The organism is Chitinophaga deserti (genome assembly GCF_003149455.1).
GTDB classification, from domain to species: Bacteria; Bacteroidota; Bacteroidia; order Chitinophagales; family Chitinophagaceae; genus Chitinophaga; species Chitinophaga deserti.
In genome coordinates this window covers 70,122-87,042 of sequence record NZ_QFFK01000007.1, presented here as the reverse complement: position 1 = coordinate 87,042, position 16,921 = coordinate 70,122, and the positions used below count along the sequence as shown (strand labels likewise).

Annotated in this window: 18 protein-coding genes; 7 read left to right on the top strand and 11 right to left on the bottom strand. The window is 50.4% G+C overall.

Translation table 11 applies throughout. The features are described 5' to 3' along the window. Positions 1–28: 28 nt before the first annotated feature. From DEV76_RS16920 to DEV76_RS16900, 5 genes are all read right to left on the bottom strand, one after another. The gene (locus tag DEV76_RS16920) at positions 29–457 is read right to left on the bottom strand and encodes a hypothetical protein (RefSeq protein WP_109699109.1); all 429 of its coding nucleotides are present in this window, start codon (positions 455–457) and stop codon (positions 29–31) included. After that, positions 450–983, bottom strand: coding sequence for a hypothetical protein (locus DEV76_RS16915; protein ID WP_109699108.1), 534 nt, complete (start codon positions 981–983; stop codon positions 450–452). The genes DEV76_RS16920 and DEV76_RS16915 overlap by 8 nt, the downstream gene beginning before the upstream one ends. A 21-nt stretch (positions 984–1,004) precedes the next feature. After that, entirely contained in the window at positions 1,005–1,427 is a 423-nt protein-coding gene (locus DEV76_RS16910; protein WP_109699107.1) for a hypothetical protein, read from the bottom strand. 158 nt (positions 1,428–1,585) lie between these two features. Further along, entirely contained in the window at positions 1,586–1,924 is a 339-nt protein-coding gene (locus DEV76_RS16905; RefSeq protein ID WP_109699106.1) for a hypothetical protein, read from the bottom strand. Positions 1,925–1,976: 52 nt separating this feature from the next. Further along, on the bottom strand, positions 1,977–2,513 hold the full coding sequence (locus DEV76_RS16900) for a hypothetical protein (protein WP_109699105.1): 537 nt from the start codon (positions 2,511–2,513) through the stop codon (positions 1,977–1,979). A 62-nt stretch (positions 2,514–2,575) separates the two neighbouring features. Here DEV76_RS16900 and DEV76_RS16895 point away from each other — a divergent pair, with 62 nt between their 5' ends. Then, positions 2,576–2,986: a hypothetical protein gene (locus tag DEV76_RS16895; RefSeq protein WP_109699104.1), complete on the top strand. Its 411-nt coding sequence runs from the start codon at positions 2,576–2,578 to the stop codon at positions 2,984–2,986. Positions 2,987–3,044: 58 nt separating this feature from the next. On the opposite strand, the gene bshB1 is transcribed toward DEV76_RS16895, so the two are convergent. From bshB1 to DEV76_RS16870, 5 genes are all read right to left on the bottom strand, one after another. Beyond that, positions 3,045–3,776 carry a bacillithiol biosynthesis deacetylase BshB1 gene (gene bshB1, locus DEV76_RS16890; RefSeq protein ID WP_109699103.1) on the bottom strand — a complete coding sequence of 244 codons (732 nt, stop codon included), beginning with the start codon at positions 3,774–3,776 and terminating at the stop codon, positions 3,045–3,047. A 62-nt stretch (positions 3,777–3,838) separates the two neighbouring features. Further along, positions 3,839–4,438 carry a DUF4294 domain-containing protein gene (locus DEV76_RS16885; RefSeq protein ID WP_109699366.1) on the bottom strand — a complete coding sequence of 200 codons (600 nt, stop codon included), beginning with the start codon at positions 4,436–4,438 and terminating at the stop codon, positions 3,839–3,841. Between the two features lie 47 nt (positions 4,439–4,485). Then, the gene (locus tag DEV76_RS16880) at positions 4,486–5,475 is read right to left on the bottom strand and encodes an alpha/beta hydrolase (RefSeq protein WP_109699102.1); all 990 of its coding nucleotides are present in this window, start codon (positions 5,473–5,475) and stop codon (positions 4,486–4,488) included. An 80-nt stretch (positions 5,476–5,555) separates the two neighbouring features. Then, positions 5,556–8,045 carry a cytochrome c biogenesis protein CcsA gene (ccsA, locus tag DEV76_RS16875; protein WP_232826971.1) on the bottom strand — a complete coding sequence of 830 codons (2,490 nt, stop codon included), beginning with the start codon at positions 8,043–8,045 and terminating at the stop codon, positions 5,556–5,558. 82 nt (positions 8,046–8,127) lie between these two features. Further along, the gene (locus DEV76_RS16870) at positions 8,128–8,529 is read right to left on the bottom strand and encodes a cytochrome c maturation protein CcmE domain-containing protein (RefSeq protein ID WP_109699101.1); all 402 of its coding nucleotides are present in this window, start codon (positions 8,527–8,529) and stop codon (positions 8,128–8,130) included. A 134-nt stretch (positions 8,530–8,663) separates the two neighbouring features. Here DEV76_RS16870 and DEV76_RS16865 point away from each other — a divergent pair, with 134 nt between their 5' ends. Genes DEV76_RS16865 through DEV76_RS16855 form a run of 3 tightly spaced genes read left to right on the top strand, consistent with a single transcriptional unit; the run spans position 8,664 to position 11,582 of the window. Continuing rightward, positions 8,664–9,710: an agmatinase family protein gene (locus DEV76_RS16865; RefSeq protein WP_109699100.1), complete on the top strand. Its 1,047-nt coding sequence runs from the start codon at positions 8,664–8,666 to the stop codon at positions 9,708–9,710. Next, complete coding sequence (locus DEV76_RS16860; RefSeq protein ID WP_109699099.1) at positions 9,703–10,290, top strand: hypothetical protein; 588 nt, start codon at positions 9,703–9,705, stop codon at positions 10,288–10,290. Before DEV76_RS16865 ends, DEV76_RS16860 begins: the two co-directional genes overlap by 8 nt. Beyond that, positions 10,287–11,582, top strand: a complete 1,296-nt coding sequence (locus DEV76_RS16855; protein ID WP_109699098.1) for a radical SAM protein — start codon at positions 10,287–10,289, stop codon at positions 11,580–11,582. The genes DEV76_RS16860 and DEV76_RS16855 overlap by 4 nt, the downstream gene beginning before the upstream one ends. 114 nt (positions 11,583–11,696) lie before the next feature. Here the strand turns inward: DEV76_RS16855 and DEV76_RS16850 are convergent, their stop codons facing one another. Continuing rightward, the gene (locus DEV76_RS16850) at positions 11,697–12,962 is read right to left on the bottom strand and encodes an MFS transporter (RefSeq protein WP_109699097.1); all 1,266 of its coding nucleotides are present in this window, start codon (positions 12,960–12,962) and stop codon (positions 11,697–11,699) included. 143 nt (positions 12,963–13,105) lie between these two features. Here DEV76_RS16850 and DEV76_RS16845 point away from each other — a divergent pair, with 143 nt between their 5' ends. Genes DEV76_RS16845 through DEV76_RS16835 form a run of 3 tightly spaced genes read left to right on the top strand, consistent with a single transcriptional unit; the run spans position 13,106 to position 16,862 of the window. After that, positions 13,106–13,996 carry a hypothetical protein gene (locus tag DEV76_RS16845; protein ID WP_109699096.1) on the top strand — a complete coding sequence of 297 codons (891 nt, stop codon included), beginning with the start codon at positions 13,106–13,108 and terminating at the stop codon, positions 13,994–13,996. Between the two features lie 60 nt (positions 13,997–14,056). Then, positions 14,057–15,544, top strand: a complete 1,488-nt coding sequence (locus tag DEV76_RS16840; protein WP_109699095.1) for a DUF5723 family protein — start codon at positions 14,057–14,059, stop codon at positions 15,542–15,544. Positions 15,545–15,554: 10 nt separating this feature from the next. After that, a complete protein-coding gene (locus tag DEV76_RS16835) occupies positions 15,555–16,862 on the top strand; it encodes a bifunctional folylpolyglutamate synthase/dihydrofolate synthase (protein ID WP_109699094.1) in 1,308 nt (435 codons plus the stop codon). Positions 16,863–16,921: the final 59 nt, after the last annotated feature.

The window sequence follows — 16,921 nt, the reverse complement described above, 5'->3', positions numbered from 1 at the left end:
AATCAATATAACCAGATAGATAATTTCATTAAACAAACATCAGAATCCCTAATGCAATAGAAAACAACAGGGTACTTACAATAAAGCTTAACCTGCTACTATTTTCCTCTTTTGGAACAAACTCATCCGGCTCTTCCTTCAGATACAAAATGTAAACCTTATCACCAGTTTCATACTTTTCAAATACTACTGGAAACGGGCAGGATGCTTTCATATGCTTTCCTTCTTCAGTTATAAATTCAAAAACGGGAATTCGCCAAAAGTGACCCATATTGAACCTTCCTCTATAGCCACAAAAAGTCCCTTCAACTTTAATCCCAAATCGCTTTAACCGCCTCCATGTCATAAAACCATATACCTGAAACAAGGTTAGCATCAAAATAATAACGCCACCAAATACATGACTAAATCTGATTGACGCAAAAAAATCGAGGTTTTTAAAGAAGAATTCAATCATGACTCATGGTATTACTAACAGACCCTGCATCAATCTGCCACTCTTCCTCCTTCGTCATCAAATCTGTTTTGTCTAATACTTTATTCAGGTACATTGCAATGAACAGCGGCACCAGATTGATTCCCAAAAAGTAAACCGGCTCTTCAGGGTTGTAAACAAGCGTTGTGTTTGCTTTTAAAAGCTCAATACGAGCACCAAAAGTTATGCTACCCTCATTCTGCATATATAGAATGAATTCCGTTCCAGCTGAGTAAATATAAGTCAGCCCAAACAATGAAAAACCCGGTATCTGCATTACACAATTCCAATAATTGAACTTAAGGAACTGTCTTGTTCTATTAGTATCCTTCTTAAACAACAACATAAAACAGGTATAGCAACTAACTGCTGCAATACTTACCATCACTATAAACAAAGCAATCAGCAAAACATCCTGTGCCTCATGTACTCCCAGGAAAAAAATGCACCACACGAAAATGTTTCCAATAGAAGACAACAACAAAAAACCTAATACAAACTTTAGCATATCTATATTCCGCTTTACAGTTTACTTTTCATACCTCGCCCCATCATACAACGCGACCCACAGGTCACAATGCAAAATACCCATCCAGAGCGTCAGCTCTGCGGGAAAGATAAAAGTCTTGGTAATTTTTGTGCGCTCAACCTGATTATCCATTCCGAAGTCCAGATAAACGAACTCGGGATTCTCATGTGGCAGATGATCCGCAAAAGCCTGTCCATGTTTACGGAAGAAATCAAGTGCATCCTGAATTTGCTGATTATGGTCTTCAAAATCAGCCTCACTCACGTAATACATGGCTATATTATAAGGGAACTTTTCACCCTCTGGCCGAAGCGTCCGCCTCGGCTCTCCTGTAAAACTTATACTATCCGGCTGGATGGAGGTGTCTTGTGCAAATCGTTGGATATCCAGATCCTTTCCACAGATATAGAGATTGCAGGGCATAAGGGAAATATAATTAAAATGAAATTCACCGTATAGGAAGCTCAATTATCTTCATCTAATGTAATGCGAATCAGGCAGATAACAAAACATAACGACTGCTCAATTAAAAAAGCCGGGAAGCCCCCGGCCTATAATACACTTTTCAGAACCAGTAATGTTTAAAACGGATAATCGCATTTCCAGGGATATGTAAAAGAAGGTAAATCTATATTCAGGGAAGATAAAAGCTCAGTTAATTCTTCAATTGTATCTGCATTATACCTTTTTTTATGCAACATGTCTTCATCCGCAAAATACTCGTCAATAAGCCCTTTATCCAATTCGAAGTCTAAAATTGAATATAAATGCTGTGGTGGGTTGTCCTGAAGTGGATATGTTTTAGTCTTAAACACAGCTATCCATCGCCGAAGGCTATCTGAGCCTGCCTTTAGTTCCGCTACAATGTGGCCTCCGTTGTTTAACCTGTTTAGTATTTCCAGCTTAAGAGAATTACCCATAAAACTATTTAAAATAAACGCTAATTACTTCTTTACAGCGCACAGGTCGCAACTACCATCGCTCATTTACAATTTTCCCAAAAGGAACAGTTTCAATATTCTCATTCTGGAGGTAATGCTCAATCTTCCATACAATTCTAATGTCATTTCTTTTCATCCCTGGTATCAGTACATCATCAATAAACGAAGCAACTTTTATGCGTAAAAGTTCTACCTCACTTGCATCCGGGTCATTTAGCTTTATGAGCCTTTTGAATGTAGCCAGTAAAAAAATCAATGTTTCAAACTCCTGAACTGATATAAAGTGCTTCCGTCTTAATAACCTTAAGATATACCTTTGCCTGATAAACACATTAGGATATATCTTATGATCCACAGGGGCAATCCCCAATTTCTCGCTCTGGTGTAAAAAGAACTCAATTACTTTGTTTTCTTCTGTCCTGGTTTCGTAGTAGCGCTGAAGCTCGCTCCAGCTCGTCCACCGGCATCGGTCAATTGATAAATCCATTTGACGCAGGCAGGCACAAATTCCTATCAGCTTTTTATATTCGATTAATATTCTCGCATTATGGACCATCAATATTTCCATTCATTAAAAATCGGTTCTTTTGTTGAAATATCAATAGTTTAGCCGGCTTAAAAGAACAACGAATGGGAAAGATGGTGTTAAAAGGTGTAGGAGCCGCCTTTTCTGCCCTTGGAAGTATTGCGGTGGTAGGCGGATTGCTTATCCTGATTTTTATAGATGTCTATAAAACAAGGGCTATCATACGATATGGCAAATTCACTAGCGGGATTGTTGTAAAGTTTTATAGTGATTACAGAGGAAATGGATCTGTTGAGTATACTTATGAAGTAAAAGGAACTAAATATGTTGGAACAAGCACCGTAAATAATTTTCGGCCAAACAAAGGACATCTGCTGGAAGGCTTGGTTTTGCCCGTTAAGTACGATATACACGAGGTACAAAATGCTTATATGATCGTTACTCCCGGAGATTTTAAAATAAACCATATTTCCTTCCCCGACTCACTCAACTGGATGCGTCAATACGTAAATTAAAATAGCCTCCGGTAAACCGGAGACTATTTTAATAAAAGTTGTAATTATAAGTTTCTCCTCAAGTCGGCACATTAATCAAATCCATCAAACTCTTCACGCCTATCATCTTCGCACTCGTATACCCTTCTGCATACGGTACTCCGATCATCTTACCGAGCATCTTGGCACGGTACATCACGCTGTCGAAGAATTCGGGGGAAGAAATGTAGGTCTGCGGTTCATTATCTTTCTGCGCCAGGAACTGCGTTTTAAAGCATTTGATGGCCGCAATCTTCTCCTCTATCACTTCGGTGATATCCACTACGAAATCGGGCTGTATGAAGCGGTCCTGTATGAAATGGTACACCTGTGCAGGGCGCCATGCATGCTGCGGCTGCCCGTCGTCGCCAAAGGTCTCTATTTTCCGGAGGCCCGACATCCAGGAGGCGTCTTTGATCAGCTGGGCTGCACGGCCATGGTCGGGGTGACGGTCGTCAATGGCATTGGCCAGTACGATGGTTGGACGGAACTTACGGATGGCACGGATAACGGCCAGCTGATCGTCTTTTGTATTTTGAAAGAATCCGTCGGCAAGAGAAAGGTTCTCTCTAACGTCGAGGCCCATTACTTTACAGGCGTCCTGTGCTTCGATGAGGCGCCCTTCAGGGGTACCTCTCGTGCCCAGTTCACCACGGGTAAGGTCAACGATGCCGGTCTTCAGGCCCTGGCGGGCATGTACCATCAGCGTGCCTGCGCACGAAAGCTCCACATCATCGGGGTGCGCGGCTATTGCCAGTATATCCAGTTTCATGGTTCTTTGATTTTAGCCCGGCAAAGTTCGGGTTTAGGAAGGGATGTACCAAATCCCATGGATCAGTTGAAGCGGTTATAGAGTTGTATCTCCTGAACGATCAGCTCAATATCGCGGTCGTCCTGACTGTTAAACTCACTTTTGAGGTTACCGCCGAAGAAGAATGCAACGGTCTGGTACATACGGGCATTGAAGCCGCCTTTCAGCTCTTTGATGATCTCGTAACAGTTTTCACCGGTTTCGCGGTGGATGAGCTTCATGAGTACTTTACCCTGGTATACGGAGAGGTTCTCCAGCTTGTCGCCAAACTGCTTCTTCAGCTCTTCTTCTTTACCTGCGAGATAAGCTTTCCGTTGCTTTTTGGTAGTGCATTGGTCCAGGTCGCGGCTCACGTCTTTCAATACACGGCTGGCGGATACAGCGTAGGGATACGTTACGTAAACAGCATTACGTAGCCGGGTCCAGCGTTCCCGCTCCTTGCGGAAGCGTTTCGGAAGCCGGTCGTATACGTTAAAGATGGAAAGGGTGATGGAGGGGATGGTATCGTTTCCAACAACAATACCGCGGACGGGAATGGAGTCTCCTGCAGTCCGCTGCTGGGCAGCTGACCGGCCTGCGAGGCACAGGAAAAACAAGAGACAGAAAACCGCGGATCGAAGCACTGGAACGTATTGGTTATTGATATATCTTACCCAAATTACGCATTTTTTCAATTTCCGTACATATCCTGCCACCAGGCCTCTATGGCTGCTTCCACACCCGGAACATCGCCCGAGGTAATACTGGAGCCGATTACATGGGCGCCGGCTCCCGGAATAGCCACTGCGCGCTTCTTAGCAGCGGGCGTACCCAGCTGTTCATGCATGGAGAGGATGGCGGACACCTTCACGGTAGGGTCCTGCTCTTTTTCGTTTTTATAGTAGTACAGGTTAAGGACGGGCTGATGTATCCTGGCAAACAATTCCGGGCGCATGGTATGCTCTACGAGGTTCTCCAGCTCCACTACCGCCTCTAAACGGTACTTAGTGTACCAGTATTTCGCTTTTTCAGGGTTCTTAGGCGTGGATTCGTCATACTTGCCTCTTCTCACTAACCGTGCTGCCATTAATCCCCAGGGTTCGTCGAGCATCCTTGCCATAGGCTGGTTTATGGCAATATTGGGCGACATATTCACGACCGCTTCCACATCATCCGGGAACTCAGCAGCCAGCATCAGCGCAAGGGTACCGCCGGTACTGGTGCCTATCACAATTACCTTGTCCCCTAACTGCTTACCAATGGCCAAGGCCTCCCGGGCATCTTTCCAGAGGCCCTGTGCCGTCATGTGTTCAAGCGGTTCAGGGGTTTCCAGTCCGTGCCCGTCCAGCCGGGACAGGTAGAGGTTGAAACCATGCTTTTTAGCAAAATCGGTGTGTACAGGGAAGCCTTCATGTTCGGAAGCTGAAAAGCCATGCAGGTACACGATGCTATAAGGTGTTTTATGCAGGGAGTCGCCGGCCCATACAATGCGCGCACGGTTACCCGGACGGGTTTTAACGGCCCCTTCTTTCTTATCAACATAAGCCGCTACCTGTTCCAGCCCCGCAGGCACCTGTGGCAGGGTTCCATGAAGGTCTGGCGGAGCGGGTTTAGGCCCCAGGAGATACACTACGGCTAACAGAGCCAGTACGATGCCGGTGATCCGGAATATGCGGCGCATAGGCGGAGGGTTTGTACTGCTAATATAAAGAAAAGGGCGGCCTCAACAGCCGCCCTTTCATATGAATATCCTGTTATATCTTATTTAGCGCGGATCCGCTGGCGGATTGCCATACCGAAGCCAACTGCCATCACTACGATACCCAGCCAGAGTACGTTGATGAATGGGAACTCCAGTGCTTTCAGTACGATGTAGTCCATCGGTTCACGGGTTTCCTTCAGATCTATCTGCACCTTATTCTCGTTAGGCAGGATCTTGGAGAACTTCACTGCGAGGCTCAGCGGCGCAATGGTATCGGGAACATTCGCCTGGAAGCTGCTGTCGCGGATGAAGTAGATGGGATTGATGTTGAAGTCGCCATTTTCGCGGGTATGCACATAGATCTCAGCACCCACGGCAATATCGCCCGGTTCGGGATGATAGTTCTTCTGCACAGGCTTCGTGTTCAGGTTCTTCAACACCATGAAGCCTTTGGAGAAGTATACGGTATCACCCTGAGCGATCACATGCGGGGTGTAGGGCAGCGTATCGGCAGGAACGTCTTTACGCGGCACTGCTGTGATGTATGTGAAGATATCTCGGGTAAGGTAGTGCTTGGAATCCGGGTTGGGGGTGATGCCCTCCTGCCCTTTCACGTTGAGATACGCATCGGGATAAAGGGTAAACTTCTCCGTAACCGGTGCATCCAGGCCTGCTTTACGCTCGTATTCCACGATGTAGAGCGTTTTATCGTTATCTACGGCGGAGATGGAATCGCCACGGTAAGTCACGAAGTAAGGGCCCATTTGAACAGGGAGCCCTTTCGGCAGCATGAGGTTCTCGCGTGAGTTCTGGCCACTTTCTTTGGAGAAATAGCCACTCAGTACGTTCATGGAGTCGATAGACAGTACTTCCTTCTTACTGGAGGATATAAGAATGCCGAGCAAAGTAAGACCGAAACCGATGTGGGCTACTGAGGCACCGGCAGCTTTGGTTTTACCTTTCAGAACGGTGATAATATAAGTGATATTGGCTACCACGGCATATACAGAGGCGAAAAGCATGAGATATACGCCCAGCAGGAAACCTGCGCCATAATCGGTGTAGAAGATTCCCAGGCCCCAGCCAATGAGTGCGGCAATACCTGCGGAGATCAGCGTGGGCCAGCCCAGCTTCTTTACCAGTGTGCCCTTCGGGGTATCCTTATACTTCATGAACTGCGTGATGGCAGTAAGCAGTCCTACAATGATAGCCAGCCATATCTGCACTTTGTTATAATGCAGCATCACGTCTGTTGGCGGAGCAAACTCTTCGAGACCAAACAGTTTACGCAGACCGGAGATATCCAGCAGTTTATTCCACACGGGGATGGAGGTGAAGAACGTTACATGCAGGGCGGAAACCAGCAGCACGAGCGCGCCTACAAACATCCAGAACTCGCGGGAGTAAGTGCTTTCTTCCTTCTTCATCTGCGGAATTTCCTTTCTGCGTGCAATCAGCATCCAGAAAGCCGGGATGGTGAAGATACCCATGAACACCAGCAGCTGTCCGCTCATACCGAGGTCGGTGAACGAGTGTACTGAAGTTTGACCCAGGATACCGCTACGGGTAAGGAAGGTGGAGTACAGTATGAAAATGAAGGAGATAAGCGTAAAGAAGAAGGTGGATTTGAGGGCATGACCGGAGTGGCGGAAAGCCAGCATGGTGTGAATACCAGCCACGAGGGTAAGCCAGGGCACCATGGAAGCGTTCTCAACAGGGTCCCATGCCCAGTAACCACCGAAAGTGAGGGATTCATAAGCCCAGGCAGCACCCATCATGATACCCACGCCCAGCACGAGGCCGGCGAAGAGTGCCCAGGGCAGAGCAGGCTTAACCCATTCGGTATACTTCCGGGTCCAGAGGGCGGCTACCGCATACGCAAAAGGTATAATGGTGGCAGCAAAGCCCAGGAAGAGCACCGGCGGGTGAATCACCATCCAGTAGTTCTTCAGCAGTGCGTTCAGGCCGTTACCGTCCATGAACTGCTTGAACTGCATGTAGTCGGGGTTATTGAAAATGGGCAGCGAAGGATCGTCCTGCCGGATGAGGAGGAACGGGTTGCTGCCTACTTTATAATCAAAAACATAAATACCTACCAGCATACTGCCCAGGCAGATCTGTGAGAATGCGAGCACGGCCATTACAGGGGCTTCCCATGTTTTGGCGGTACGGATGAGGATGAGCCCCAGTACACTGTGCCATACGCTCCAGAGGAGGAAGCTGCCTTCCTGCCCTTCCCAGAAGCAACTGAGGAGGTATTTTACTTCCAGGTCGCGGTCGGAGTGCTGCCAGGCGTACTTGTATTCAAACAGGTGATTGGAGATGATGAAATAGAGGGTGGCGAAAACGGCGAAAACGGAGAAAGACTGGGTGATAAATGCCCAGCGACCTATTTTGGCCCAGGAGGCCTTTTTCAGTTCATCCGTTTGCCTTACGCTGATGAAGTAGGCCACAACAGACACCAGCGACGCTACAAACGCCAGGATGCTGAATAAATGGCCCAGTTGCCCGGGAAGGAGATGCTCCCCATTGTATTTGATAGATTCCAAAGGTTGTCCGTAAGTTGTGATGATTCCGCCGGTCTGTTGGCAAAGGCAAAAGACGACGATATACAGTTATATAATATTTTTCTTAGCTGTTCTTTTGTGCGCTGAAGGCCTGCTGTTCGTCTTTGTACTTAGACGGGCATTTCATGAGAATCTTGCTGCAATGAAACTCGGAGCCTACCATTTTACCGGTCAGTACCAGTTCTGTGGATTTCTCAAAGTCTGTAGGGCGGGTGCCATAAAACACGACGCGGGAAATTTCGCCGCTTTTGTCTTTCATGTGGAAGCTGAAATAGTTGGCATCTTTGGCGGGGTCGTAGATCACTGTTTTAGTGCTGTCGAGCGCGCCAATTACATGAATTTCCTTTCCTTCCTTCTTCCGGGCGGTCGCGAATGTCTCGTAGGTGCTGAAATCACCTACCATCATGACCATTCCGGCCACGCAAACCGCTATTACTACGAGCAGAATTAAACTTGTCTTCTTCATCCTTACCAGATTATTCGTGAGCAAAGGTAGCCAAAAAACCCGTTCCCGGGGGCTGATATTCGTCAGGTTTACCCCTTCGGGAACCAATTTTTACCTGTACCTTTGCGCCGAAATAAGCTAAGTACTGATTTATCATGGCTGATTTATCGCAATTCGATCCCAACTCGCCCGGTCTGCTGTCCAATAACATCTTTGGATTGCCTTTCAGCGAAGACGAGGCCCGGCTGGTGCTGGTGCCCGTACCCTGGGAAGTGACGGTGTCCTACAACAACGGTACAGCCCGTGGCCCGGAACACATTTTTAAAGCCTCCCTGCAGGTAGACCTTTACGATTCCGATACCGGCACCGAAGGCTGGAAACAGGGCTTCTTTATGCAGAGCTGCGACAGGCAGCTCCTCCTCCGGAGCGATTACCTCCGGAAAGAGGCCGAACTGTACCTCAAATTCCTCTCCGAAGGCGGCGATATCAGTGAAAACGACTTCCTCCGCCGGTCGGTAGACGATGTGAACCGTGGTACGGAGAAAATGAACGCCTGGGTGTATGAGCAGACCAATGCCCTCCTCCAGAGAGGCAAACTGGTGGGCCTCGTAGGGGGCGACCACTCCACTCCCCTGGGCTTCTTCCGCGCCATTGGCGAGCATAAAGGCGATTTCGGCATCCTCCAGATAGATGCCCATGCCGACCTGCGCGACAGCTACGAAGGCTTCAAATACTCCCACGCCTCCATCATGTTCAACGCTCTGAACGAAGTACCCCAGCTGAAAAAGCTCGTTCAGGTAGGCCTGCGCGACTACTGCGACGGTGAAGTGGAACTGATCCGCAACAGCAACGGGCGTATTTCAGCGTATTTCGACCATGATATGAAAGAACGCATGTTTGAAGGGGAAACCTGGAAAAGCATCTGCGACGATATTATTCAACAACTCCCGCAACAGGTATATATCAGTTTCGATATCGACGGGCTGGACCCGAAGCTTTGTCCGCATACCGGCACTCCGGTACCCGGAGGCCTCGAAGCCCAGCAGGTGTATTACCTCTTCCGCCGTGTGATAGAAAGCGGGCGCACCATCATCGGGTTCGACCTGGTGGAGGTAAGTGCCGGCCTTGACGAGTGGGATGCCAACGTAGGCGCCCGCATGCTGTTTAAATTGTGTAACCTGATGGTGAAATCCAATGTATAAATTCCGTATCGTTCATCCCAACGCTATCACTAAGCTGCGTATGCAGCCTGCGATGCACGGCATGATCGGCATCCTGTTCCTCTTCAACGTCATTGGCGTTTACAAGATGCAGGACCCGAACTGGCTGATGGTGCTGCTTTTCATAGCGCTGGGCACCGCCAGCCTTGCTTTTCCATTCATGATGCGGAAAGTGCGCAAGCTGTCGGAGACCAATTCCATCCTCCGCCTGCTGCAGGTTTTCACTCTTTTCAGCGGCAGCCTCTTTTTCCTCTCTCACATGCAGCCCATTATTGGCGGTACCTTACTGCTGGCAGGCCTCGGAATGGCTTATACGGGATATGCGGAATACCGCATTATGCAGCCCGTGTTTGCAGTAATTGACAATTCAGGCATCGCCCTGCCCACCGTATTCGGACAGAAGCGCTTCGGCTGGATCGAAATGAATAATGTAATTTTGCGGAACGACGTGCTGACGCTGGATTTCCGTAACAACAAAGTACTCCAGCTGGATGTGCTCGACGAATATTCCGCTACGCAGACGGCGGAGATCAATGCTTATTTTAAAACAAGGCTGACATGAACGTTTCACCATACATAATGTATTCCGACGGTAAAGGCAACATCTTCGAGGACACCTCGCTGTATGTGGTAGGCCGCAGCGGATGGGATGCATTTCCGATTCCTGAAGATGAATGGATAGAACTCCCCGAGGGAGGCAACCTGTACGAGCTGCCCGGCCGCCGTGGCATTGGCATCGATGTGCAGACGGGCGAGATGCGCCTCTGTGAGAAAGGATGGGCAGTTGCTGCCTTCATCCCTCCCGCGCATACCGGCCTGTATATCGCAGCCTACGAAACCATGCCGGACGCTCCCACCCTCCCGCTCTTCTGCTACACCGCAGCAGGCTGGCATAACGAGAAGTTCTATGTACCGGCAGTACGCATCGAGCAGGACATCCGCCAGGAATGTGCGGGTTTCAACGATAATAAAGTGAAATCAGGCGTTACTGATATGCTGACCGCATACCCCCATAACCGCCTGGTACAGCACCTCGCCAACAATTGTGCGCTTACGTACCATTGTCCGGCTGCGAGAAACTACTTCATGGGCCGCTGGGAATGCCCGATCCCTTCTTCTCCCGCCTGTAATGCCAACTGTATCGGTTGCATTTCCTTCCAGCCGGAAGATGAAACGATCGTTTCCACCCAGGACCGCCTTACTTTCAAGCCCACTGCCGAAGAGATCGTGGAGTTTACCGTACCGCACCTGGAATCGGCTCCATATCCCATCGTCAGCTTTGGACAAGGCTGCGAGGGCGAGCCCCTGCTCATGTGGGAAACCATCCGGGAATCCATCCTGGAGATCCGCAGGCATACCGACAAAGGCAGCATCAACATCAATACCAACGGCAGTAAGCCCAATGCGGTACGCGAGCTCTGCAAAGCAGGCCTCAACAGCATCCGTGTGAGCCTCAACTCTGTACGCGAGCATATCTATACACCTTACTACCGCCCCAATAACTACACCTTCGCAGACATTATCGAGAGCATCAAAGTGGTGCGCGAGCATGGCGGGTGGGCGTCTATCAACTATTTCGTGTTCCCGGGTATGACGGACACCGTGGAGGAATATGAAGCCCTCCGTACCGTGATCCGCGAAACCGGGCTGAATATGATCCAGTGGCGGAACTTCAACATCGACCCTGATTGGTACCTCGGCAAGATCGGCGTTACTGAAACCGGTGAAGTACTGGGTATCAAGCAGTTGATGGAACTGATCCGGGATGAGTTCCCCGACCTGAAATTCGGATACTACAATCCTCCCATGGAACGCATCAAAGGCAATTACGAAGCGGATTTCGCGCATATGTAATGCCAAAAGCATATAAATGTGAACGCCTTCATCCCACAGATGAAGGCGTTTTTTTTGGCCAAAAAGCCTCCGCTCTCATAGAACGAAGGCCTTTTTATTTGAATATGATGCTAATTATACTTCCTGGGGAACTGCTCCTTCCGGAACTGCAGGAACCGGGATTGCTACCGGCGGAGTCTCCTTCTTACGCGTCATCATCCAGTAAAAACCGATAAACGCCAGGAAACTGATGCCGCCCACCGCATACCACCATTTACCGAACCCGAAATGCTCCACTCCCCAGAAGCCCAGGGTAGGTGCAAGGATCGTGGCGGCAGAAAAGGCTACAGTATACAGCGCAGCGTATTGCCCGCGGTTATGCGCCTGCGCCCGGTTGATCCAGAAGTTGTTCATAAACGGAATGGTGAGCATTTCCGCAATGGAGAACAGGATGATATGGATGAAAGCCACCGCTGCCACGGGGGGCACGAAATTAAACACGATATAGGCCAGCCCCATGAATATCACACCTACGCAGATATAGAACTCATTGGACCTGCGGTTCTCCAGCTTATACACCAGGATCATCTCCACCAGCGCAATAATCACCCCGTTGAAGGAGATGGCCAGTCCGATAAGGTTTTCAGGCATATGCACCACCGTTTTCAGGTAAACGGGCACAATATTGAACATCTGGAACAGACAGATGGCGTTTAAAGTAACCAGCAGTATGAAGAAGAGGTACAGCTTGTCGCGGTACGCGGAAAATGTACTACCTGCTTCGGGTGCCTTGTGCACAATGTTCTCCATCGTTTTGCCGGGGCGGAGGTACAACTTCAGCAGGGTAGCTGCTGTGATACAGGAAACCGCATCCGCGAAAAACAGGATATCGTAACTGATACTGGCGAGGAAACCACCCATGGCAGGGCCCACTGCCCAACCCAGGTTGGATGCCAGCCTGATGAGGGAATAGGCGCGCAAACGGTTCGAAGGGTCGCTGTAATGGGCCACGGCAGCAAAGTTCGCCGGACGGAACGCATCACCCACCACGCCCAGCACGAAAACGGCCACCGCGAATTGGGGGAACGTATCCATCTGTCCCAGTACCACGAACATCAAACCATGCAGCAGCAGGCTCCAGAATTGTACGGGATGGAAACCGATGGAATCAGACAATTTGCCGCCCAGTAAGGCGCCGGATATCGAACCCACACCGTAAACGGTCATGACAATACCCGCCTGTTCCAGCGTAAAATGCAATTGCAGGGTGAGGTACAGCGTTAAAAAGGGGATCACCATAGCCCCGGCGCGGTTGATCAGCAGCACGGTGGCCAGCAGCCATATTTTACGCGGAATACCCCCGTAGGCGCTTTTATACAGGGAAATTGTCTTGTCGAACATAATGTACCGCAAATTACTTCCGTTCCCTGCATTTACCTCCCGGGAAATGATAAACCGCGTTTATAAATGACAGGCGCGGCAGGGTATTTGCAGCACGAACGTGGCATAACACCTCTGAAAAAAAAGATTAACTTTGGTTCACGATGACAGAGCAATCCAACAATAAAAATATAAAAGCGGCCGGTATCACTATCGGCGTGCATGCACTGGTGTTATTAGGTCTTGTGATGGTGAGCCTCAACGTGCCCCCGCCCCTGCCTAATCAGGACATGGGGATCGAAGTAAACCTCGGTACTTCCGACGATGGAATGGGCACCGAGCAACCGCTCAACCCCAATCCTCCCGCAGCTTCACAACCTGCGCCTTCCACCCCTCAGCCTGCCCCCGCAACGCCTGAAAACGAAGGCAACTCCCAGGAGCTGGCCACAACCGATGAGGAAGAAGCGCCTGAAGTGAAGCAGCCTCCCAAACCCTCCCCCGTTAAACCGAAAGAAATCGCCAAAAAGCTGGAGCCCAAACCGGAGAAAGCCCCCAAGCCTAAAGCAGTGGCACCTCCCACTCCTGCTCCCCCCGCTCCTGCGCCCAAGCCCAAAGCCGTATTTACCGGCGGTACCGGCAACGCAGCCAACAGTGGCAATGGAGCCAACGGCAGTAATAACAGCACCGGAGAAGGTAATACCGGCCGTCCGGGCGACCGTGGCGTGATTGGCGGCAGCCCTAATGGCGGCGCCTATACCGGAACACCCGGGGCAGGCCGTGGAGCTTCCGACTTCAGGCTGAACGGCCGTAACCTCGTTGGCCGCCCTACCGTAGAATGGGATGGTAACGAAACCGGCTATGTAGCTGTCAATATCAAAGTAGACCGCAACGGTAAAGTGGTAAGTGCTACCCACAGCCTCCGCGGTTCCACGATCAATAATCCCGGTGCGGTACGTATCGCACGCGATGCCGCAATGCAGATAAAATACAATGCGAGCCAGGATGCTCCGGAAGAACAATTCGGCACCATCCGCTTCTATTTCAAACCGCAATAACGCTCCTTCAGAAATATCTGCTGGTTTTTCACGTTTATACCTATCACCTTACACTATTCTATGCTGACGAAACGCCGCTTCAGATACCTCATTTTGTGCCTGTTCCCCGCAATGGCGGCGCAGGCACAGACGTTTACCGGCTACCACACCAGTCAGTATGCAGGCATCCATGCCGTGCCTTTCAACCCGGCCCTTGCCGCCGGCACCAGGTATAAGTGGGACGTGAATATCATAGGAGCCGACGTTAAAGCCGGCAATACTTACTATTCTTTCATGAAATCCTCCCTCTTCTCCACACAGGAGAAAATGGTGAGGAACGTCGATTATATCCCCGACACCAATGCCACCCGCCGCCAATACGGCTGGGGCAGCGGCGAAATCATGCTGCCATCGGTACTTTTCTCGATAGACGAGCGGCAGTCGTTCGCCTTCACCTGGAGAGTACGCGGGTCCGCCAACGCCGGTGGCGTTGAAACATCTGTCGCTAACTTCTTTTCCCTCAGCTATCCCAATCCCCGCTTCTTCAACCGCAACATCGCTTCTAAATACGCAGCGGGTAACGGCCATGTGTGGAACGAATTCGGGTTCAGCTATGCCAGGGTCATTAAAGACGAAGGTGATCACCGCTGGAAGGCGGGCGTTACGCTGAAATACCTCGGCGGGCAGGCAGCTGCCTACACCTCCGTCCGCGATGCATCTTTCACTTTCAATTCCCGCGAGCTGGCCGATATCAACAGCGCCCGCGTGTATTACGCCTATAACGAGGAGCTGGACGAGATTACGGACAACGACTGGCAATCTGCCTACAACCCGTTCCAGAACCCCGGCATTGGGGCGGATATCGGCATTGTATACGAATGGCGGCCTGATAACGATGGCTTTGGCAGCATGCACGAAGGCGGGCCCGACTGGAACCCTGATGCCGATACCTGGAAAGCACGCTTCGCGGCGTCCGTCGTGGATATCGGGGGCATCAAATACCGGAAAGCTCCTGCATCGGCCAACATCGATATGACGGCTAATAACGTGCTGGTGCGCTCCCTCAACAAGCAGCGCGGTGAAAGTCTCCGCCGCTACGCCACCCGCATGGCCACCATGTTCACTCCCATGGAGAATGAAGACACGTATTACATGAACCTCCCCACCAGCCTTAACCTGATGGGGGATTATAACTTCAACGGCCGCTTCTTCCTCAGCGCCAGTGCCACCGTAGCACTTACCGGCGGGGAAAAGGATGATAATAAGACCAGCGCCCTCACCCAGCTGACCATCACGCCCCGCTATGAGGCACGCAGCCTGGGATTATATCTGCCCATTTCCGTGAACCGTTACGGCCAGGCAGATGCCGGCTTTGCCCTGCGTGCAGGCCCCCTTGTAATAGGCTCCGCATCCCTCTTTTCCACCCTTGCGCGGCAGATGATCAATCATGCGGATGTATTCGTAGCTTTGCGTATCGTTCCCATCCGTTTAGGTAAATGGTCGTGGGACAAGGGCAGCGACGGTACGTACCGCAAACGCCGGAACCAGACCGGCTGCCCGGACTTATAGCGAGGTATCCATGAACTATCAGCAAACGATCGAATATTTGTACAGCCGGCTCCCCATGTTCAGTAAAGTGGGAGCATCTGCGCTGAAAAACGACCTGCTTAACATCCGCCTGCTGTGCGGCGTACTGGGCCACCCCGAGTCCAGGTTCCCAACCGTGCATATTGCAGGAACGAACGGAAAAGGCTCTACCAGCCACATGCTCAGTGCCATCTTCCAATCTGCCGGATATAAAACAGGCCTCTACACTTCCCCCCACCTTCACGATTTCAGAGAGCGTATCCGCATCAACGGTGACATGATCCCCGAGGAAAGAGTCGTGTCATTTACCGGGCGCATTCATCAACACATAGAAACCATCGAACCCTCGTTTTTCGAAGTAACGGTGGCAATGGCTTTCGAATGGTTTGCGGAAGAAGAAGTAGATATCGCCATCATCGAAACAGGCCTGGGCGGGCGGCTGGACAGTACCAACATCATCTCCCCGCTCCTTTCCATCATCACCAATATCAGCCTGGATCATACACTGATTTTAGGCGATACGCCGGAACTGATTGCACGCGAGAAAGCAGGCATCATCAAGCCCGACACGCCGGTGGTTATCAGTGAAACACAGCAGGGGCCGGAAATGGTGTTCCGCGAAACTGCAGACCTGCACAACGCGCCCATCCTCTTTGCCGACCAGCATTACCGCATCACTCACAGCCATCCCGGTCCGGAAATACTTACCGTTACGGTGGCTGCCGCCAATCATACTTCCGGGAAAGATACACTGGCAACCACTTACCAGCTCGACCTCCCCGGCCATTACCAGGAAAAGAACCTGCTGGGTGTACTGGCAGGCGTAAACATCCTGCGGCAGGAAGGCTATCAACTAACGGATGAAGCCATACAGAAAGGCTTATCGAATGTGAAGCGGCTAACCGGTTTAGGCGGCAGATGGGAAGTGATCAACCAGCACCCCTACACTGTACTAGACGTGGGGCATAATGAAGCAGGCATCCGCGCCATACTCGAACAGCTGAAACTGGTGAGTTTCGAAAAGCTACATATTGTAACCGGTTTCGTGAAAGACAAGGATGTACCCGCAGCTTTACGCCTGCTGCCCCCCAACGCTACCTACTATTTTACCCGTGCACAGATCCCCCGTGCACTGGATGAAACCGAACTGCTTGCCATGGCCCGGCAGGAAGGGTTACAGGGAACATCATTTAAAGATGTGCCCTCCGCTTTTGATGCCGCAAAAAAAGCAGCAGGTGAAAACGATATGATCCTGGTGTGTGGAAGCTGCTTCATTGTGGGAGACATGCCGCAGGGCTAGTTTCAGAAAGTACCCGTTTCCTCATTGCTGATACCCTTCGTTTTGAAAGGCTTCGGATA